13 protein-coding genes are annotated in these 20,578 nt (G+C 43.4%); 5 read left to right on the forward strand and 8 right to left on the reverse strand.

Annotated elements, in window-relative coordinates; translation table 11 throughout:
• Nucleotides 1-159 precede the first annotated feature (159 nt).
• From LAQ65_RS01340 to LAQ65_RS01355, 4 genes are all read left to right on the forward strand, one after another.
• Nucleotides 160-1,314: an acyl-CoA dehydrogenase family protein gene (locus tag LAQ65_RS01340; RefSeq protein ID WP_224115128.1), complete on the forward strand. Its 1,155-nt coding sequence runs from the start codon at nucleotides 160-162 to the stop codon at nucleotides 1,312-1,314.
• Between the two features lie 84 nt (nucleotides 1,315-1,398).
• Complete coding sequence (locus LAQ65_RS01345; RefSeq protein WP_224115129.1) at nucleotides 1,399-2,061, forward strand: YggS family pyridoxal phosphate-dependent enzyme; 663 nt, start codon at nucleotides 1,399-1,401, stop codon at nucleotides 2,059-2,061.
• Nucleotides 2,062-2,136: 75 nt separating this feature from the next.
• The gene (locus LAQ65_RS01350) at nucleotides 2,137-3,816 is read left to right on the forward strand and encodes a glutamine--tRNA ligase/YqeY domain fusion protein (RefSeq protein WP_224115130.1); all 1,680 of its coding nucleotides are present in this window, start codon (nucleotides 2,137-2,139) and stop codon (nucleotides 3,814-3,816) included.
• 363 nt (nucleotides 3,817-4,179) lie between these two features.
• On the forward strand, nucleotides 4,180-6,981 hold the full coding sequence (locus tag LAQ65_RS01355; protein WP_224115131.1) for a formylglycine-generating enzyme family protein: 2,802 nt from the start codon (nucleotides 4,180-4,182) through the stop codon (nucleotides 6,979-6,981).
• A gap of 6 nt (nucleotides 6,982-6,987) precedes the next feature.
• Here LAQ65_RS01355 and LAQ65_RS01360 read toward each other — a convergent pair whose 3' ends face one another.
• The 7 genes from LAQ65_RS01360 to LAQ65_RS01390 all read right to left on the reverse strand — a co-directional run bounded on the left by LAQ65_RS01360 (nucleotide 6,988) and on the right by LAQ65_RS01390 (nucleotide 16,732).
• Entirely contained in the window at nucleotides 6,988-8,082 is a 1,095-nt protein-coding gene (locus LAQ65_RS01360; protein WP_224115132.1) for an SO2930 family diheme c-type cytochrome, read from the reverse strand.
• Between the two features lie 14 nt (nucleotides 8,083-8,096).
• Nucleotides 8,097-9,386: a parallel beta-helix domain-containing protein gene (locus LAQ65_RS01365; RefSeq protein ID WP_224115133.1), complete on the reverse strand. Its 1,290-nt coding sequence runs from the start codon at nucleotides 9,384-9,386 to the stop codon at nucleotides 8,097-8,099.
• A 22-nt stretch (nucleotides 9,387-9,408) separates the two neighbouring features.
• Nucleotides 9,409-12,165, reverse strand: coding sequence for a TonB-dependent receptor (locus LAQ65_RS01370; protein WP_224115134.1), 2,757 nt, complete (start codon nucleotides 12,163-12,165; stop codon nucleotides 9,409-9,411).
• A 140-nt stretch (nucleotides 12,166-12,305) separates the two neighbouring features.
• Nucleotides 12,306-13,163 (reverse strand): LytR/AlgR family response regulator transcription factor, encoded by an 858-nt coding sequence (locus LAQ65_RS01375; protein ID WP_224115135.1) that lies wholly within the window; start codon nucleotides 13,161-13,163, stop codon nucleotides 12,306-12,308.
• A 44-nt stretch (nucleotides 13,164-13,207) separates the two neighbouring features.
• The gene (locus LAQ65_RS01380) at nucleotides 13,208-14,548 is read right to left on the reverse strand and encodes an amidohydrolase (protein WP_224115136.1); all 1,341 of its coding nucleotides are present in this window, start codon (nucleotides 14,546-14,548) and stop codon (nucleotides 13,208-13,210) included.
• A 63-nt stretch (nucleotides 14,549-14,611) separates the two neighbouring features.
• Complete coding sequence (locus LAQ65_RS01385) at nucleotides 14,612-16,177, reverse strand: acyl-CoA mutase large subunit family protein (RefSeq protein WP_224115137.1); 1,566 nt, start codon at nucleotides 16,175-16,177, stop codon at nucleotides 14,612-14,614.
• A 30-nt stretch (nucleotides 16,178-16,207) separates the two neighbouring features.
• Nucleotides 16,208-16,732 carry a DUF7935 family protein gene (locus tag LAQ65_RS01390; RefSeq protein WP_224115138.1) on the reverse strand — a complete coding sequence of 175 codons (525 nt, stop codon included), beginning with the start codon at nucleotides 16,730-16,732 and terminating at the stop codon, nucleotides 16,208-16,210.
• 144 nt (nucleotides 16,733-16,876) lie between these two features.
• Here LAQ65_RS01390 and LAQ65_RS01395 point away from each other — a divergent pair, with 144 nt between their 5' ends.
• Nucleotides 16,877-17,221 carry a HesB/IscA family protein gene (locus LAQ65_RS01395; protein WP_224115139.1) on the forward strand — a complete coding sequence of 115 codons (345 nt, stop codon included), beginning with the start codon at nucleotides 16,877-16,879 and terminating at the stop codon, nucleotides 17,219-17,221.
• A gap of 77 nt (nucleotides 17,222-17,298) precedes the next feature.
• On the opposite strand, the gene secDF is transcribed toward LAQ65_RS01395, so the two are convergent.
• On the reverse strand, nucleotides 17,299-20,403 hold the full coding sequence (gene secDF / locus LAQ65_RS01400) for a protein translocase subunit SecDF (RefSeq protein WP_224115140.1): 3,105 nt from the start codon (nucleotides 20,401-20,403) through the stop codon (nucleotides 17,299-17,301).
• Nucleotides 20,404-20,578 lie beyond the last annotated feature (175 nt).

The raw sequence follows: 20,578 nt of genomic DNA on the forward strand, positions 1-20,578 counted from the left end.
CCAGCCATACTAACCACCTTCCAGCCAGGAAGTCAGGGCTAAAACTAAGTTCATTCTGCAACAGTTGTAAATCATACCAAATTCTTTGTATATTTCTGCTAACAAGTGTTAGTAATTTGGTGATTTCGGTTACTTTTGCCCCACTTTAACAGCAGGATTATGCAATTCGATTGGACTGAAGAACAAAAAATGATTCAAATGGCTGCCAGGGATTTCGCAAGGACCCAATGCCTTCCAGGCGTCATAGAGCGTGATGAAAAGCAGCAATTTCCCAGGGAGCAGGTCATGCAACTTGCCGAACTTGGATTTATGGGAATGATGGTAGACCCAAAATATGGTGGGGCAGGTATGGATACAGTTAGTTATGTCCTGGCGATGGAAGAGATCAGTAAAATAGATGCCAGTGTAAGCGTTTGTATGAGTGTAAATAATAGCCTGGTTTGTTGGGGGTTGGAAGCTTATGGTAACGAAGACCAGAAAATAAAATACCTGACACCACTGGCACAGGGAAAAAAAGATGGTGAATTGTACATTGGTGCTTTCCTGCTTAGCGAGCCGGAAGCTGGCAGTGACGCTACATCACAGCATACAACTGCAGAAGACAAGGGTGAGTATTACCTGCTGAATGGTATTAAGAACTGGATCACCAACGGGTCTTCGGCATCTGTTTACCTTGTGATTGCACAAACTGATGCAAACCAGGGATCACATGGTATTAATGCATTTATTGTTGAGAAAAACTGGCCCGGCATTACAGTTGGCGCCAAGGAAAATAAAATGGGGATCCGTGGAAGCGACACACACAGTATATCCTTTACTGATGTAAAAGTGCCTAAGGAAAACCGGATCGGTGCTGATGGATTCGGGTTTAAGTTCGCTATGAAAACACTTGCGGGAGGCCGCATAGGTATTGCAGCACAGGCCCTTGGTATCGCAAGCGGCGCATATGAACTGGCCCTTAATTATTCCAAACAACGCAAGGCTTTTGGCAGGGAAATCATGCATCACCAGGCTATACAGTTCAAATTGGCGGATATGGCCACAAAAATTGAGGCAGCCCGCTTACTGTGCCTGAAGGCTGCATGGGAGAAAGATAGCGGTCTTGATTATACCATAAGTGGTTCTATGGCCAAGGTTTTTGCTTCTGAAGCAGCAATGTGGATTACGACAGAGGCCGTGCAGGTGCATGGCGGATATGGATTTGTAAAGGAGTATCATGTTGAGCGGCTCATGCGCGATGCAAAGATTACCCAGATTTATGAGGGTACCTCTGAAGTGCAACGCATAGTTATAAGCCGGTCTATATTAAAATAGTTTTTTGTTTCGTTTGCTTGCTATCGCCTCCCGCCCCGGGGGGCGTTTTTTTGCCCGTATTAATTCTTGCATGTAGATTGCAGTATGGCAATCAACCTATCAGCATACCAGGCCCTGAAAACCACATGCACGGCTTCCGCAGCAAAGCTTGTGGCTGTAAGCAAAACCAAACCCGTTGAAGATATCCTTGCTTTATATTCATTGGGGCAGCGTGATTTTGGTGAGAATTATGTACAGGAGCTGGTTGACAAACAGGCAGGCTTACCCGAAGATATACGCTGGCATTTTATTGGCCACCTCCAATCTAATAAAGTTAAATTTATTGCGCCTTTTGTACACCTTATTCATGGAGTTGACAGCTTTAAGTTATTGCGGGAAATCAACAAACAGGGCGCTAAAGCCGACCGTGTAATTGCCTGCCTGCTGCAGGTGCATATCGCAAGGGAAGAAACCAAGTTCGGTTTTGATGAAGCTGAACTGGCCGACTGCCTGTCTATAGTACAAAAAGAGCCTGACCAGTTTACATATGTTAAGGTTGCAGGCCTTATGGGTATGGCCTCTTTCAGTGATGATTCCGGCCTGGTCCGGCAGGAATTCCGTCAATTGAAGCAATTGTTCGATAAATCGGGATTTCACCGGGAAATACATACTTTATCAATGGGCATGAGCGGAGATTATCCTATTGCCCTGGAAGAAGGCAGTAACCTTATTCGAATTGGTAGCCTGCTTTTCGGAGCCAGGTCCTGAAAAAAGGGAGAATAAGGTGTGGGGCGAAAGTTTTTGAAAAGGGTGTAAATTCGCCCACTCAAAGGAGCAATTTGTATGCACGAACTAAAGAAGGAAGAAGAAAAGAACCTGAATTTTATTGAAGAGATTATTGAAGCTGACCTGGCAGCAGGTAAATACCAGCAGATTATTACCCGTTTTCCGCCGGAACCTAATGGATACCTGCATATAGGGCATGCTTCCAGTATTTGCCTGAATTTCGGACTTACAAAAAAATACCCAGGATATACCAACCTGCGGTTTGATGATACTAACCCGGTTACAGAAGAAACTGAATTTGTTGACAGCATTAAGGAAGATATCAAATGGCTTGGCTTCAACTGGAAGAATGAATTGTATGCTTCTGATTATTTCGGGAAATTATATGAGTTCGCCATTACCCTTATTAAAAAAGAATTGGCTTATGTTGATGATTCCAGTTCCGAAGCTATTGCAGCGCTAAAAGGGACACCAACTGAACCTGGAACCAATAGTCCTTTCCGCAACCGCAGTGTGAACGAAAACCTCGATCTGTTTGCAAGGATGAAACAGGGTGAGTTTCCCGATGGCAGCCGCACCTTACGGGCAAAAATCGATATGGCGCATCCCAATATGATTATGCGTGATCCTATATTGTACCGTATTAAACATGCGCACCACCACCGAACAGGTAATGCCTGGTGCATTTACCCGATGTACGATTTCGCACATGGACAAAGTGATTCTATTGAAGAGGTCACGCATTCATTGTGTACGATGGAGTTTATACCTCACCGTGAGTTATACGACTGGATAATCGAAAAACTGGAAATTTATCCATCCCGGCAATATGAGTTTGCACGCCGCAACCTGAACTATACGGTGACTAGTAAACGTAAATTGCTGCAATTGGTCAATGATAATCATGTAACAGGATGGGATGATCCGCGGATGCCTACTATTAGCGGTTTGCGTCGCAGGGGATATACTCCTGAAAGCATCCGTGATTTCTGTGATCGTATTGGCATAGCCAAACGTGAGAACATGATTGATGTGTCCTTGCTGGAATTCTGTATCCGCGAACACCTGAATAATATTGCACACCGCCGTATGGTGGTTTTTGATCCCCTGAAAATTGTGATCACGAATTACCCTGAAGGGCAGGTGGAAATGTTGACTAGTGAAGACAATCCGGAAGCTGAAACTGTCACTTACCGGGAATTGCCTTTCAGTCGCGAGATATTTATTGAAGCGGACGATTTTATGGAAGTTGCACCAAAGAAATATTTCAGGCTGGCACCTGGGCAAATGGTTCGGTTGAAAAGCGCATACATCATAAAATGTGATGAAGTGATTAAGGATGCGGCTGGTAAAATTGCTGCCCTCCATTGCAGTTATATTCCTGAAAGTCGCAGTGGTTCAGATACCTCAGGCATTAATGTGAAAGGAACATTGCATTGGGTTAGCGTTGCACATGCAGTAAGTGCTGAACTCCGTTTATATGACCGTCTTTTTAAAGTGGAAGATCCATCCAGTGAAGAAGGCGATTTTAAAGATTATATTAATCCAGATTCCCTGCAGGTAATTGGACGTGTTTACGCAGAACCGTCCCTCCTGCAATCCGGCTTTAATGACCGTTACCAATTCCTGCGCAAAGGATATTTCTGCCTTGATAGGGATAGCACTGCGAATCAGCTCGTCTTTAACAGGACAGTAACCCTGAAAGATACCTGGGCGAAAGAACAGAAAAAGGGCTAGTATTTTATTAGCCTGCTGGCAGGTTACTGTTATTTATTGTACTACCGGGAACTGGCTTATGCGTAAAGTTGTTCAGCCATATGGAATTAATGTGATTTCTACTTCCGGCTGATTTTTCAGGTATTCGATATGGCTGTATGTCAATGAACCTGTTTACCAAACATCTCCATTACCACCCGGCCATCCCCTTTTTCATGGATTGTATAATTTCCAGAATCCATTCTTTTTCTTTGATGGCAGCAATAGGAAGTACGTGATATGACTTATGTTTAAGGGGTAAACAATTTGTCCGATAAGTGTGATCAGGGGAAAATCTCACCTTTTATTAAATGTCAGGTTAATTTTAACGATACATTTTTTATTATGAACAAATTATTTTTTCTGTTTATTGGTTGCATGTTAATTCGTTACCAGGCAACTGCACAATCAGAACTTACGGGACTGGGGTTTACCGGTGATTCACTTTCTATTACGCAAATTTTAGCCGGAGGTCATACTGAAACCCTGCCAGCGGCCTTGCCGCTTGTAAGTTTCGTTGCTAACAGCAGGCAATATGTGGCCGGCGGAAATAACTCCAACAGTGGTATCCTGGTTCAATGGATGAAATTAGACCGGCAGGCACAAGGATTAAAAGGGGTCATACTGTTTAGGAATATTACTTCAGATACGGTTAAACTGGAAAATATTGTACCCTTCGGAATTTCAACAGACCATGTGTATATCACCGGAAAAGGGGATCATGAACTGAGCCGCACCCATCTCTTCCTCCCGGGAAAACAGCCGGTTAATGTTATTGTACCTGATAATGCCTGGGATATGGGCTATTGTTCCTTCTCATTTGCTAAGGATATGAATTTAGTGAGCCTGGTTCGTCGCAACCGCGCAAGTATTGAGAAAGGTAGCCGCACAAGATTCGAGACAATTCTGTATCCTGGCGGATCTGTGAAATATGATTTTTATGCAGAAACGGCAACTGGTAACTGGCAGGATGCACTGACCCACATTTTCCAGGGCAGGATGCTATATGATGTGACCAATTTTGACAATTCATTATTTGAACGAAAAGACCTTCAATGGATCCGTCATTCTTATGTGATGCATCTTATGATGACATGGGATAAGTTTTTTTATGATACAAAAACCGGTAAATTCAACCTGCTTGATTTTGTTGAACGCGGTAAGAAATTATATGGTGGGGATGATATTATAAGTATCTGGCCAACCTGGCCAACACTCGGTCTTGACCAGCGCAACCAGTTTGACCTGTTCCGGGACCTGCCCGGTGGTACCAGGCAAATTCATCATCTCTCTGACGAGTTACATCACAGAAAGGTAAAATTATTTGTGTGCTATAATCCCTGGGATGAAAGTACCAGGAATGAAAACCACTTTAGCGGCATCTCAGACCTGATTGCAGAAACGGCGGCTGATGGGGTAGTGTTGGATACCAAAGGGGAGTCCAGTAAAGAATTGCAGCATGCTGCCGATAAAGTACGAAATGGGGTGATTATGTACAGCGAAGGGATGGCGGTGCCAAAAGATATGTCAGGGATTCCTTCGGGTCGGGTTCATAATGCATTGTATTACCCGCCAATGCTTAATCTCAATAAACTCATCAAACCGGAATTTGCTATTTATCGTGTTGCTGAATTGTATAAAGAACGCATCCAGCGCGAATTTGCCACTTCTTTCTTCAATGGATATGGCACAGAACTAAATATCATGGCCCCAGGCCAGCCAGATTGGGTAGAAGAACAATATGCATTCCTGGGAAAGACAACAAGGATACTGCGTGAGAATACTTATAATTTCACCGGCAAGGACTGGATACCACTTATTTCAACCACCGCGGAAAATATTTGGGTGAATAAATGGCCTTTAAAAGATAAAACGATCTATACCATTTACAGCGTTAATCCTGAAGGATATAATGGTTACCTTTTTGAGGTGGAGCCTGCAAGCAATTATCATTTTGTTGATATTTGGCACCATCGCCTGCTTACCCCCAAAAAAGAGAGTGACAAATGGCTGATTGAGGCAACAACCAATCCATTTAATAAAGTTTTCCTGGGTACAAATAATGAAGGTGAAGTTGACTGTATTGCCAAATTACCTGAATTGATAAAGGCAGGCAGGAACGGAGACCTGCTAACTGTTAATACAGAGCGTCAGGGTGATGAGGTCCGCATCTGGCCTGGTGTTCCTGCATATTCAAAAAAACCTCTTTTATTGAAACCAGGTAAAAATGAGGTAATGCTAAATGAGCATTTCGGCCGTTTTGAAGGTGATTTCATTATTCAGTTACTGAATGATGGTATCCTGCTTGATGAAACTGTTTTATCTGTAAAACCCGGTGAGGCACGCAGGACATCCCTGGTCAAAAAAACGCCAACGGCGCTGAATCCACCTTCGGGAATGGTTAAAATCCCGGCTGGAAATTTCACTTTCAAAGCAACCCATGGCGATGAATTCATTCCTTATCCGCAACAGGATATCGATAGTAGTTTTAATATGCCCGGTTTCTATATGGACCAATACCCTGTGACCAATTCCATGTATAAGAAATTCCTCGATGCAACCGGGTATAAACCATCAGATACTGCGAACTATTTAAAACACTGGAAGAAAAACAGGATTAAATCGGGAGAGGAAAATTTCCCGGTTGTATACATTAGTTATGAGGATGCAAAGGCTTATGCCAAATGGGCCGGGAAGCGCCTGCCAACTGAAATTGAATGGCAATATGCCGCCCAGACTCCCGGAGCTAACGAATGGCCATGGAAACAGGAATTACCTGTGAAGCGGAAGATTGAATATGTTACCAATACTTTATCAACTTCTGCACTGGAAGGGATTGACTCATCCCTTTGCAACCTGGGAGATGGCAAATTGTATCCCGTTGGTAAGTATAAAAAAGGGGTGAATCCCTATGGATTATACGATCTTACCGGGTGCGTATGGCAACTGACGAATGATGAATATATGAGCGGAAGTTTTCGGTATATAATCATGAAAGGTGGAAGTTATTTTAAGCCATCCAGCAGTTGGTGGTATGTACAGGGCGGACCGCGTGAACTGCATTACCGGCAACATTTATTGCGTATGTCGCAGGGATTTGAACGGAATGCCACAGTAGGTTTCCGTTGTGTTAAGGATGCGCAATAATCAGGATTAATTTCTGCTTTTTTTAAATTGCCCATTCATTGCATTTATCCATTTCACCACGAGGTCTACACCTTCGTGGTGAATCAATGTACGGGCCAGTTCAGGCATTGCCGTACCTGGTTCAACACTGTTCATTCGATAGGCAAGGATAGAGGCTTTTGCATTCCCCGGAACAATATCGAAATTCATTCCGCCTGCGCCGCCCCCTGCTGACACAGGTGATTTCATGATGCCCAGGAAATTAGGGTCGTGTTGTTCATATTCGAGGAATAAGCCGGTATTATAGGCATCCCCGCCTTTTGTATGGCAGTGCGCGCAATTCACATCTAGATAGGCTCTGGCCCGTTGGTCGAGTGAATAATGTACACTGTCGCGGAAATCGGGCATGCGGGTTACTTTGTCTAAAGCTGGTAATCCGATCAATTGTCCTGCTGCCGCCCATGTGGCCAATTGGTTAATGTTTTCACCCGCCCTCGTGAAATTCAGGTTCCTCGCTTTCGGGCCAATAGGCGTTAACTTACTGTTGTTAACATGGCAGGATTTGCAATCGTTGGTATTTGGCACCTGGTAATTCGTGGCAACCAATTGCCCCTTTGTATCCAGTAATTCAATCGGGATTTTTTTACCGATAATAAATCTTTCGGCATCTGTTTGCTCCTGGTTCCACAAATAGGCCATTACTTTCCAGGTCTTGTCGCCAGGATCCTTCACCAGCAACCTGGTTTCAAGCATCACTTTTTCCTTATTCTTATTCAGGTAAGCAAAGTTTTTTATGATGATTGTGGAATCAGGAAAATCCAGTAAACCATCAGATATGAATTTCATGCTTTGTCCCTTTGGCAAATATATAAACCGGTCCTTCACAGAATAATCAGAGAAAAGGGGAGTGGCCAGTTCGTAGTTGATAAGCCCGGCTGCAGGTTTTAATTCTTTTATCCGGCCTGTAAAAAAACCGTAGTCTGATAGTTTTTCTTTGAACTGGAACTCTTTGCTAACGCTTGTTTCGGGCTGCTTAACGCCATTTTTACAACTTTGCAACTGCATAACAGCAATTGCGCAGGAAACGGTTAACCCAATTACACAAATGATACTCTTTCTCATGGTTAATTAAACACTTACTTGCAGGTAAACGGTTTGATATCAGTATTCGGATGCCAGTTTTTCGACTTGATATTAATAATGTCGGCGTTTACAAAAATATTGGCGCCATCCTGCCTGATGCATATAGAATCCGGATTAGCGACTGTCCCCTTATTAATGATATTGGTAGTAACGCCATCATACAAAATGAAAGGGATACGCTGGTTTTTGCGGGATGGGTCCTGCTGGGCTAATTTTTGTTCTACCCCCACCAGCATTTGTCCCATGTGGTGCGTATATGCTTCCTGTGGAAATGCATTACCCATCTCCATGATATTGTCATGTATGCTGATATTACGGGAAATAGGGAAATAAGCCGGGTTGATCTTTTCCATTGCCTTGTCATCTACGGTTAGTCCGGATGCGATGGAGATTGCCGATGAATTATTATTAATGATCCTGTTTTTATATAACTCAACATTGGATGTTGCCAGGATAATGATTCCGCTTCCCGGTGCAGCATTTCCTACACCCCAGGCTGTTCCAAAACTACCTGCTTTGGCGAAATTCTTATTGTTATTATCATGCAGGTAATTGTTATAAGCTTTGGTATTTCCGCCTCTTTGAGATAATCCGGGTAAATCAAATACCAGGAAACCTGCAGTGTTACCATAAAACTCATTATCATACACCTGTGCGTCACTGGTGTTTTCAATTTCACATCCGGCAACATTTTTTGAGGCTTTGCTATTGCGTACAATTGCCCCCTGGGTCTGACCAACATAAATGCCTGCATCAGATGCACCTTCTGCATAAGAATGGTCAATCAGGACATTTTTACATAACACCGGGTAAATCGCATAACCTCCACTGGTAGAATCTGCTACATGCCAGATAGCATGCACGCTATCAATGACTACATCAGTGCATTTGTTCAGTTTTATCAGGTCACCCTTAGAATCCTGTAAACGGATTCCGCTAATGCTAAACCCAATTACATCGGTTATCCGCATCCCTTCACCACCCTGGGTTTGTGAAGAAAAATCAAATATAGTCTTATCAGGTCCGGCACCTTTCAATACTATATTTTTTCCCTGGTTTATACTTAACCGGTTAAAGTTGTACCTGCCTTCCTTAAACTGGATCTTTGTGCTGTCTTTAATCGACAGGAAGGCCTCCATAATTTTATCTTCTTCACCCGGACCGAAACTGAGGGTTGTTTTGAACTCACTGGTTTTTTCTTCCGGGTTACTTTTACAGGCTGTAAAAATAATTGCAACACAAGTAAGTAAAAGAATGGAATTGATGATGCGATTCTTTATCATGGTGAAAATGATTTTTAATTTATTAAAATACATTATAGGCATAGGTTACAAAGTACATTCCGCCGATTGCCGGATTACCAAACCCGTTCCGGTAATATTTATTGGTAAGGTTGGTGGCCCCCAGTTTTATAAATGATCTTGCTTCAATAAGCTTGTAACTGACCATTGCATCAAATACTGCGGATGCGGGAACTGTGCCACTGCCAAATCCGACCTGGTAAAAGAATGCAGGTTTGTAGCGAAAAGTTGTCCCGAAAGAAAACCGCTGTTTTGGCCCGAAGCCGGTATTGCCAAACTCAATATTGAATTTATAATTCGGTGTATTGAAATTGTTTACCTGGCTGCTATCCCTGTTCTTAAAGTAATCGGAAGTGAAATTTCCCTTGATCAGGAAATTTGAGCTAAGGTCTGCACCTATGCCTATTGCATAGCCATAGGTATTTACAGTATAGGAGTTGTTGTAGGAAATATTATAAATCGCATACTTATTGGGATCATTGAAGGCATTTACATCCGTAGTCCCCGGAGTATTCGCAACGTTCGTATAGCCTATGAAGTTTTTCCAGGTGGAATAATACCCTAGGACATCCACCAATATTTTTTTGGCGATTAGTGAAGAATAACCCAATTCAAAGGCATTCACTGATTGAGGTTTAATATCCTGTAAGTTAATTTTTTCCAGTTTATTAATATCGCCTGAATTCTGGTAATCCTGTACGCTGGTATAAGTATAGGCGGGATATTGGTCGAAATGATAAACATCGTTCAGCAGGTAGGAAGAACCACCCGATGAATAATATTGTGGGGAAGTGCCCTGAAGCGTGCTTTGCAGGGTTTGGATATTATTCGGGAAACTATAGGCATTCTGGTAGGAGAGCCTGATGAAATTATTTTTGTCTGCCTCAACTACTGCCGATAACCTTGAAGTAAGCTGTGGTTTTTCAAATAAGCTGTTCTTATCCCAGCGTAATGATGCGCCCAGGGTTAAGCGGTTGTTCAGCAGTTTCTTGGATAATTGTGCATAGGCACTGTATTCCTTAACCGAGATTGGTCCATCTGCATCCGGAAACAAAGTGCCCTTTGAGTTAAGGGAGTAAACCCGGTAATTCATTCCTGCAATCAGGTCAACAAATTTTATAATCGATGAAAAATTGTACTGACCTTCAAAATTGTACAGTTTACTGCGATCAAGAAATTGGGTGCCACCCATATTTGATGGGTATTGTGAAATGCTATCCCTCATTTTATACAGTTGGGCAGAGCCTGGCGCTGGTCTTCCCTGGTCTGCAAACTGGCGCGCTCCAAAGCTGGCATCTGTATAGCTGGAGCCTGTTGCCAGCCCATAAAGCAATGCCCCTGTATATTGGGGATACCAGCCATCACCGGTATTGGCATCGTAACTGGGCTTCCAGGCTTCATTGATCAGTTGGGCTGTATAACCTGCCACTACCGTCTTGCCTGAATTCTCCTGTGTTGTATAGCCCCTGAGGAACCAATGGTCTGATTTCAGTTCCAGCCGGTACTGGCCTAATTGGAAATCCTTTAACTGGTATCGGGTATCATTGCTGTATACCGCATTACCTGTTCCGAAAGTTCCTGATCCAATGGCTTCCAGCCTGGAATTGATTTTATACCGGATTTCAGCATTTCCCTTAAATAATCTGGCATCACTGTCGAGGTAATTGTATTCCGTATAACCGGTGCGGGCTACGGGATTTGCCTGTGCCAGCAATGGTTCAATAATAGGCGCTAAAGACGGATTTGCCTGTAATGCCCCCATTAAAAACGGGTTAATATCGACAGATGTCGCTCCCCCATAGAGGTTCACACCATTGTAATTTGGATCAGTATAACTGTTTCCTGGTCCGCGGGTATTGGTGGTATCAGTTGCAATCCAGTCTTTCGCCTGCGTATACTGAAAATTGACTTTAAAGGCGAGGTGGTCGTTTACTTTTTTACCCCAGCGAACCGCCCAGTCATATACCGGGGATGGGCCAAGCGGATCATTGCTAACCCCTTTTTTGATATGTGATACTCCCTGGGTAATCTGGAAACTCAGTCCCTGGTATTTAAATGGGTCTTTACCGGTAGAAATCAATGTCCCGTTTAATCCGCGGGAACCATATAAAGCTGATGATGCACCCGATAACAACTCAACATTATCCACATCCAATTGAGACAAACCAATTACGGATCCCAATGAGAAATTGAGTCCGGGAGCCTGGTTGTCCATCCCATCCACAATCTGGGTGAAGTTACTATTACCGCTGGTATTGAAACCGCGGGTGGTAATAGTGGTAAAAACAAAGCTTGAAGTGGTTACATCAACACCTTTCAGGCCCTGGATCATATCAAAGTAGTTGGGCTGGGGTGAGTTGATGATATCCTTGGACCCTATGCGTTCAATGGTAACCGGAGATTCCAGTTTTTTCTGGGTAAACCTGCTGGCGGAAACAACCACCTCCTGTCCAAGGGTGGAAACAGGTTCCAGTTCAATAGCCATAACCTGGTTGGCAGTGGATACAAGTATTTCCTTTTTGGCATATCCAATTGTACTTACAGAAATGGTAAGCGGGAATGATTTGCTGGTGGTAATGCGGAAATTTCCCTTATCATTTGTATAGCCGCCATCCTGTGTTCCATTCACAGTTACTGAAACTGCAGGGATGCCTTCCTTCGTTTGTTTGTTTTTTACAGTGCCTGTCAGCACCTGCTGTGCTTCCAATACCGAAAAAGCAGTCAGCATAAGCAAAGCAATACTTGCTATACATTTTTTCATATGATACAAATAATTAATTTTAACTAATCAGCAATCCTTATTGTTTCGGTAATTTTATCAGCCTCAATAATAATTTAAGCAACTATTAAAAGCTGCGCCCGGTCATGTTTTGGGGTGAAATACTGCTATTAGGGGTGAATTCAGCTGGTTAAAGGAACCATATTGCTAAAGGAAGGGAGGTAGGAAGCCGATACCGGAATAACCTGGTTTTCCAGTCCATCAATGCAGATATGGTAACCCTTGGAGTTTTTCTTAAAAAGGATTACTTTAGCATAGTTAACGATATATGACCTATGGGTCCTTGCAAAACCATAACTGGCTATTTGCGGTTCAATTTTTTTGATGGAGCTACGGATTAATTCTTTTTTCAGGTCATTTCCCGTTGTATAAAATACCTGCACATAATTGTCCTCAGATTTTATCATCAACAGGTTGCCGGGGTCGATCGTCATTACTGGTTTATTCTGCTCGTCGTTCAGGACAACCAGCCCCGACTTTTTCTGATCAATTTTGATAGCATTTTCCAATTTTTCCAGTTCCAGGCTTTTTTCCCTTGTATAAAACCATAGTAAAGCGATAGCATAGGGTGGTATAATAATTAAAAATGAATACCTGAGCGTATCCAGGTATTCGCCAATGGAAAAAGTCAGGTAACTATGCAGGGATACATTGCTTAAAGTAACAATAGCTGCCACCAACAGGACCTCACCCAGGAACCATAAAAAATATTGCGCATTAATCAGGTTCTGGTCTTTAGAAATCCTGGCCAGGATAAACCTCGATACCAGCAAGGCAACCATTCCGCTAACTGAAAAAATGAGTAATACAAAAGCAGGACCGAAGAATTCACCTTCATACCAGCTACTCATATTATGTGGTGAGAATATAAACAGGAACAAAAAGCAATACAGCCCGCAAAACAGGATCAGTGGAACCCTGTTTTTTTCAGCATACAGCAAACTGAAGGAATCTTTAAGTTGCAGCGGATGAAATGGCAATGCAATAGGTTTAAAATTTACCAACCCAACTAAGATAAAAAAAATCAGGACCCCTTTTTTACTGCTGAGGTTGTTTTTGTTTTTTGATTCAGCATTCCATAATCAAATACCAGGTTGCAAAATGCCTTAACCCCAACATCCAGCTGGCTGTCGTCAATATAAAAATCCGGCGTGTGATGTCCACCAGCTTTTTCCGGATCGCCTCCCAGTGGCATACCGCCAAGGTTAAAGAAAAGTGCCGGCGCTTTTGTTCCGAAGAATGAAAAGTCTTCAGCGCCGGTTGTCCAGTTTTGCGTAGCTGTCTTGTTTTTCCCGGCTGCTTTTTCAAGTGAAGGAACCATCATGGCGGTTAAGGTCGAATCATTGAAAGTAACTAAGGTTTTTGTATCAATGCTCACTTCAGCGGATGCACCGGAAGCCTCTGCAATTTTTTGCGCTGTCCTCCTGATCCGCTCATGCACATCCTGCTGCATCTTGCTGTCAAGCGTACGGATAGTTCCTTCCAGGATAGCTTCTTCCGGAATGATATTATTTCTTACACCGCTATGGAATTTGCCTACAGTGATTACGACAGGCGCTTTAACGATATTTTCCTGCCGGCTGACAATGGTTTGCAGGCCATTAATGATTTCTGTTCCAATCACTATAGGGTCGATGCTTCCCCAGGGAGCCGAACCATGTGCCTGCTTGCCTTTGATTTTAATGGTGAACCAATCGGAGGAAGCCATAAATGGACCGGCTTTGTACCTGATTTGGCCAATTTCCAATATAGATGAAATATGCAAACCAAAGATCGCGTCTACTTTTGGATTATCCATCACACCTTCTTTCACCATAAGTGGTGCGCCGCCTTCTTCTGTTCCGGGTGCGCCTTCTTCAGCAGGTTGGAAAATGAATTTCACAGTACCCCGGATGTCTTTTTTCATTGCAGCTAATACCTCAGCTGTACCCATTAATATGGCAATATGGCTGTCATGGCCACAGGCGTGCATTACCGGTACAGTTTGCCCAAGATATTCTGCCTTAACTATGGATTTGAATGGAAGGTTACCCCTTTCTTCTACCGGCAGAGCATCCATGTCGGCCCGCAAAGCCACTACAGGTCCGGGTTTGCCACCTTTTAAAATGCCTACTACACCTGTCAGCGCAACTTTTTCCTGTACTTCAATGCCCAGAGATTTCAGGTGAGCAGATATATACTCCATTGTCCTGTACTCCCGGTTACTTAGTTCAGGATGCTCGTGGATATAACGGCGCCATTCGATTACTTTAGGAAGGATGGCTTTAGCCCTTGCTTCAATATCGGCTGTTATTGGTGTTTGTGCCGGTAACATGGAGGGAATGGCAAGTGCAACGATAAACAGGAGAGATAGACTAAGTTTCATTTTGGGAAGGTTATCCCGGTAAATTATTAAAATTCCCAGAGATGCCGGAAATATAATGCCTGCTTACTTGTGTTCTCCGAAAACACTCCTTAGTTCATCAGCAATTTCACCCAGGGTACATCTTTTTTCAACAGCATCTATGACAGCAGGCATAATATTTTCCCCGCTGGCCGCTTTGTCGTTTAAATCCTGTAACACCTGGTCTACCATCGCGGGATTGCGATCGTTTTTGAAGGCGTCGAGCTTCAGGATCTGTACCTGGCGGATGGAATCATCTACCCTGAATACGGGAATAGTACCGCTTTCTGAGGTTTTGAAAGAGTTCACGCCAACAATAATTTTCTCATTACGTTCAATTTGCCGCTGGTATTCAAATGCGCTCCTGGCAATTTCATCCTGGATGAAACCCTGTTCAATTGCACTGACGCTGCCGCCCATGGCATCTATTTTCCCTATCAGTTTCCAGGCATGTTCTTCCAGTTCTGTGGTTAAGGCTTCTATGAAAAATGAGCCTGCAAGGGGGTCAATGGTATCTGCAACGCCACTTTCAAAAGCTATTATCTGCTGGGTGCGCAGGGCAGTCCTGGCAGCCTCCTCAGTAGGAAGGCTAAGGGCTTCGTCAAACCCATTGGTATGAAGTGATTGTGTGCCCCCTAAAACCGCTGCAAGGGATTGCAGCGTAACCCTGCTGATATTATTCAGGGGCTGTTGTGCAGTTAAGGTGCTCCCCCCCGTTTGCGTATGGAACCTTAACATCATGGCCCGCGGGTCTGTAGCTCCCATCGATTTCATCACAGATGCCCACATACGCCTCGCTGCCCTGAATTTGGCTACTTCTTCAAAAAGGTTGTTATGTGCATTAAAAAAGAAGGAAAGCCGCTTCCCCAGTACATTTATATCGAGGCCTCGCTCAAGGGCAGCCTGCACATATGCTTTGCCGTTACTTAATGTAAATGCCACTTCCTGCACCGCGGTTGAACCGGCCTCTCGGATATGGTAACCCGAAATGGAAATGGTATTCCATTTCGGTACTTCTGCACTGCACCATTCAAACACATCCGTAATAATGCGCATTGATGGTTTTGGCGGGTAAATATAAGTGCCCCTTGCCGCATATTCCTTTAAAATATCATTCTGGATTGTGCCGGATATTTTTTTCAGGTCAGCTCCCTTTTGCTTTGCCATTACAACGTACTGGGCCAGCAGGATAAATGCGGTAGAATTGATGGTCATCGATGTGCTGACTTCTTCTGGATTAATGCCTGCAAAAAGTGCCTGCATATCCTCTATACTGTCAATGGCCACGCCAACTTTACCTACTTCCCCTTCGGCAAGCGGATGGTCGCTGTCGTAACCAATCTGGGTGGGGAGGTCAAATGCCACGCTTAGTCCCATTACACCTTGTGAAAGCAGGTAATGGTAGCGTTTATTGCTTTCTTCTGCCGTACTAAAACCGGCATATTGCCTCATTGTCCAGGTTTTCCCCCTGTACATATCGGGCTGGACGCCGCGGGTAAAGGGATATTCTCCTGGCTCCTGGTGGTCAAGGCTACCCGGCGGAAGATCTTCTGCGTGATAGATCTTCCTGATTTCAATACCACTGTCCGTGGTAATTTTTTTTTCCGGCATAGCTTGTTTTTTTCAAATTACTTCCAAACGCTAAGACATCAGTTTCCGGGCTTCATAGCTCAATGCTTCCTGGACCAGGGTATGCATGGAGCCCTGGGGCTGGCTCATGATGAATTCGATAATTTTTTTATTGAATTCCACACCACTTGTTTCCGGTGGAAGGATAGATGCCAGCTGGTTGATAATATGAATATTCTGTTCTTTCAGGTTACGGATGGCATCCCAGGCTTCTGTGCTTACATAGATCTGCTGAGACAGGTTATAATCAAATTCATGCCTGATAGCCTGTGTCAGCAATTGCTGCATACTTCTTTTGTCCAGTCCCGGTTCATTATTGCGGCTTATTACATTGGGTAAGGCAATCCGCTCGGCAAGTATGACAAGGCGTTCATAAGCCTGTAATTTTAATTGTTTGTCATTTACACCATCGGATGCGGGTACTACTGGTTTTATAGCTGGCTGTTCTTTTTTATCTTTCTGGTAATAGTAGAAATAGGCTCCGGCGATTATTACCAGAAGACCCAGGGCAATAAGTATCATCGTGTTTGTTTCCATGCAATGGCTATTAAGCAGCAAATTTAACGGCTTGAGCGTCTTAACAAATTTTTTTTACAGGTTTACTGCTGCAGGCAGGCAAGGGTATTGACCTTAACGAACCCTTTTACCGGATAAATGTTATTTTTGCTAAAATTAGTGATCATGGATACATTGATTCAGGCACCTGTTACACTTACTGCCGGAGCGGTTGCAGAAATAAACCGGTTGATGAATGAACCTGGCTTCGACACCAATAAGCAACTAAGGGTTGGTGTAAAGGGAGGCGGTTGTTCCGGACTAAGTTATATTCTTGGTTTTGATGATGTAGCTGAAGCGGATGAACATTTTGAAATTGAAGGCATACCCTGCATCATGAATAAATCCCATGGCATATACCTGATGGGAATGGAAATTGACTGGCAGGATGGACTTAATTCAAGGGGTTTCACCTTTACCAATCCTAATGCCAGTAAAACCTGTGGCTGCGGAACATCATTTTCGGTTTAGGTAATTTGCGCAATAAGTTAAAAGCCGCAATGGAATTTCCATTGCGGCTTTTAACTTATTAGGTCTTTGTGTGAGCATTATCCTTTCGCAATTGCCGGCTTGGCTGTTGCTTTATCTTCAATATCAATAGCAACGTTCGAATCTCCCAAAGGTTTGTCCTTGGCAAAATCCACCAGGATTGGTGCCGCAACAAAAATGGAAGAATAGGTTCCGGTAACAACACCAATCAACATCGCAAACGCAAATCCCTTGGTTACTTCACCACCCACAAGGAAGAGGATAAGCAGGGTCAGGAATACAGTTAGCGAAGTCATGATGGTACGACTCAGGGTATCGTTGATTGATTTATTGATAATCGCGGATTTGCTGGCGTTTTTCATCGAATGGCTGTTTTCGCGAACACGGTCAAATACGATCACAGTATCATTCATCGAGAAACCGATTACCGTCAGGATGGCCGCAATAAAGTGCTGGTCAATTTCCAATGGGAATGGAACGATATTCTTAAAGAAGGAGAATACAATCAAAGTAACGAGTACATCATGCAAAAGGGAAACAATGGTACCTACCGAATACCGCCAGTCACGGAACCGGATAAAGATATACGTAGCAATTGCCAGGAGCGACCAGAATGTTGCCCATTTGGCACCGTTCCTAAGGTCATCAGAAATCGTCGGGTCAACTTTTTTACTGCCCCCAAAGAATTTTTTATCAAATTCCTGGACCGTTGTTCCTGCAGGCAGGAATGGCTGTAAACCTTCGATAAGTTTAGTCTTTACCAATGCATCCACTTCCTGTCCTGGTTTTTCAATCAGGTAATCTGTAGTAATATCTACCTGGTTATTTCCACCATATGTTTTTACGATCGGCAATTTACCAAAGGACTTATTTAAGGCATCCGCAATCTCCTCGGTTTTAACCGAATGTTCGAATTTTACTATGTAACTACGTCCACCTTTAAATTCGACACCCCTGTTAAAACCATTAAACAAGGCAGCGATACCTAAAATCGCCACTACAACAGAAATGCCATAAGCATACTTCCTGTAGCCAATGAAATTGTAAGCAGCATGTTTGAATACCCTGCGGCTGATAGGTGTGAAATAATTGAAGTGACGGTTTTTGTTGGTCCAGAAATCGGTGATCAACCTGCTTACCAGGATACCACAGAACAAGCTCAGTAAAATACCGAGGATTTGTGTAGTGGCAAATCCAAGTACAGGTCCTAATCCGAAGTAAAACAAAATAATTGCAGTCAGTAAGGTAGTGATGTGGCCATCCAGAACCGGTGCAAGTGATTTCCGGTATCCGTCATGGATGGATTGATGATAGGTTTTACCTCGGCTCAATTCATCCTTTATCCTTTCGAAAATAATTACGTTGGTATCCACAGCCATACCAATGGTCAATACCAAACCCGCAATACCTGGTGCAGTTAAAGTAGCATTCAATGCACTTAATACCCCAATTGTAAACAACAGGTTTAAGATCAGTGCAATATTGGCCACCCATCCTGCCGTGTTGAAATACACCAGCATCAGCGTAAAAATTACCACGAAGGCAATGCCAAAAGCAAGCATACCACCATTAACTGCGGCCTGTCCCAAGGTAGGTCCAACTATTTGTTCCTGTACAATTTTGGCAGGTGCATCGAGTTTTCCGCTTTTAAGGATATTCGACAAATCCTGTCCTTCCTGTACAGAGAATGAACCGGCAATCTGTGAGTTACCACCAGTAATGGCTTCATTCACATTCGGCGCAGAGTAAACAATATCATCCAGGACGATGGCAATGGCGCGGCCTACGTTATCTCCCGTCATTTTTGCCCAGATTTTTTCACCCTGTTTGTTCATGGTCATATTTACTGTAACCTGGTTGGTCACGGCATTGAAATCCTGGTATGCATCTGTGATGCTTTCACCTTCCAGTTTGGCTTTGTCAGAACCGGGAACTGTTTTTATTCCATAAATGGGCACGAAGTCAAGGATTTTTCCTTCCTTGTCTTTTTCAGGCATACCATACAGGAATTTTACGTCACCGGGCATATTTCCGGCAACTGCCGGGTTATTCAGGTAGCTGGAAACCAGGGATGTGTCTTTGGTAGCAACATAACCCAGGTTTGGCGCATATTCCGGACGGCCATCTTTATTGGCGTCCTGTGGCGGAATAAATTGTATAACACTTAATAGGGGATGATCGGTTTTAGCAGTTGCAGCGGTTTGGGCAACCGATTTGCTGGTATCGCCTTTTAAAACATCAGCCAATGACTTATTGGTAGTGTCTTTGCCTGTTGCAGCTTTTTTGGCACTGGTATCGGTTGTAATACCGGATTCAGCTTTAAGTACAACAGCAAGGGCTTTATCAGCAGCTTCCAGGCTCTTATCGAGCTCACCTACATTATACACTTCAAAAAACTGCAGGTTGGCAGTAGACTGAAGGTATTTGCGCACCCTTTCAGGTTCGCTGGCACCAGCCAGTTCAACAGTTATGATACCTTTGTTTTCATCGAGGCTTATATTGGGCTGTGACACACCAAATTTATCAATACGCTTTGTGAGCACATTGTAAGTCTGTTTCATTGCAGCATTGGCCTGTTCGTGGATATAGCTGACTACAGCTTCGTCACTTGCATCAATCTTCAGTTTATTCCTTGTGCTGTTGGCAAACAAAGGCGCCATCTTAGTGCCTGCATTGACATCTTTAAATGACTGTGCAAATAAAGTAATAAAATCAGCGTCAGAATTCACTTTCCTTTTGGTTGCTTCCTCAATTGCTTTCTTAATGGCCGGGTCATTCGGATTATTACTTAATCCCTTGATCAGGCCATCCAGCGCAACATCCATGGTTACGTTGATACCGCCCTGCAGGTCGAGTCCCAACAACAACTCACGTTCTTTAGCTTTCTGGTAGGATTGCCCCCACCAGGTAATCTTTTCATCGCGGGTGCTATCCTGCAATCTCCTTATACGACTCTTCTTGATTTCGTTTAAGGTATCCTGGTAGGATATCTGTAAATCTTTGTTACCGGCGTACTTTTGTTCAGGGGTAGGGAAGGTCTTCACATACCGCATTGCCTTTTCTTCAATGGCTTTTTCGTGTTTGTTCACGAACCATGTGAAGGAAAGCTGGTACAAGGAAATCATAATTAGGATAGCAGCAAAAATGCTTACCAGACTTCTCATCGCAATACTAGTTTCGTTTTTTGTTATTTTTTAAAGAGTGGCAAATATAGGATTTCGGTTGAAATATTGGCAGGATGCGTGTTTTATGTGTTGGTATACGATAAATAAATATGTGTTTCCGCCTGCCAGGTTGGCTTCTCCGCCGCACTGGCCAAAAAATTACTAACATTGGGAG

The organism is Flavihumibacter profundi, from assembly GCF_020076305.1.
In the GTDB taxonomy this organism is placed as follows: domain Bacteria; phylum Bacteroidota; class Bacteroidia; order Chitinophagales; family Chitinophagaceae; genus Flavihumibacter; species Flavihumibacter profundi.

Bases quoted from the DNA above. Each gene is read 5' to 3' on its own strand.
- LAQ65_RS01360 (WP_224115132.1), bottom strand. From the start codon at position 8,082: ATGAGAAAGAGTATCATTTGTGTAATTGGGTTAACCGTTTCCTGCGCA.
- secDF (WP_224115140.1), bottom strand. From the start codon at position 20,403: ATGAGAAGTCTGGTAAGCATTTTTGCTGCTATCCTAATTATGATTTCC.
- LAQ65_RS01395 (WP_224115139.1), top strand. From the start codon at position 16,877: ATGGATACATTGATTCAGGCACCTGTTACACTTACTGCCGGAGCGGTT.
- LAQ65_RS01390 (WP_224115138.1), bottom strand. From the start codon at position 16,732: ATGGAAACAAACACGATGATACTTATTGCCCTGGGTCTTCTGGTAATA.
- LAQ65_RS01365 (WP_224115133.1), bottom strand. From the start codon at position 9,386: ATGATAAAGAATCGCATCATCAATTCCATTCTTTTACTTACTTGTGTT.
- LAQ65_RS01355 (WP_224115131.1), top strand. From the start codon at position 4,180: ATGAACAAATTATTTTTTCTGTTTATTGGTTGCATGTTAATTCGTTAC.
- LAQ65_RS01350 (WP_224115130.1), top strand. From the start codon at position 2,137: ATGCACGAACTAAAGAAGGAAGAAGAAAAGAACCTGAATTTTATTGAA.
- LAQ65_RS01370 (WP_224115134.1), bottom strand. From the start codon at position 12,165: ATGAAAAAATGTATAGCAAGTATTGCTTTGCTTATGCTGACTGCTTTT.
- LAQ65_RS01340 (WP_224115128.1), top strand. From the start codon at position 160: ATGCAATTCGATTGGACTGAAGAACAAAAAATGATTCAAATGGCTGCC.
- LAQ65_RS01345 (WP_224115129.1), top strand. From the start codon at position 1,399: ATGGCAATCAACCTATCAGCATACCAGGCCCTGAAAACCACATGCACG.
- LAQ65_RS01380 (WP_224115136.1), bottom strand. From the start codon at position 14,548: ATGAAACTTAGTCTATCTCTCCTGTTTATCGTTGCACTTGCCATTCCC.
- LAQ65_RS01385 (WP_224115137.1), bottom strand. From the start codon at position 16,177: ATGCCGGAAAAAAAAATTACCACGGACAGTGGTATTGAAATCAGGAAG.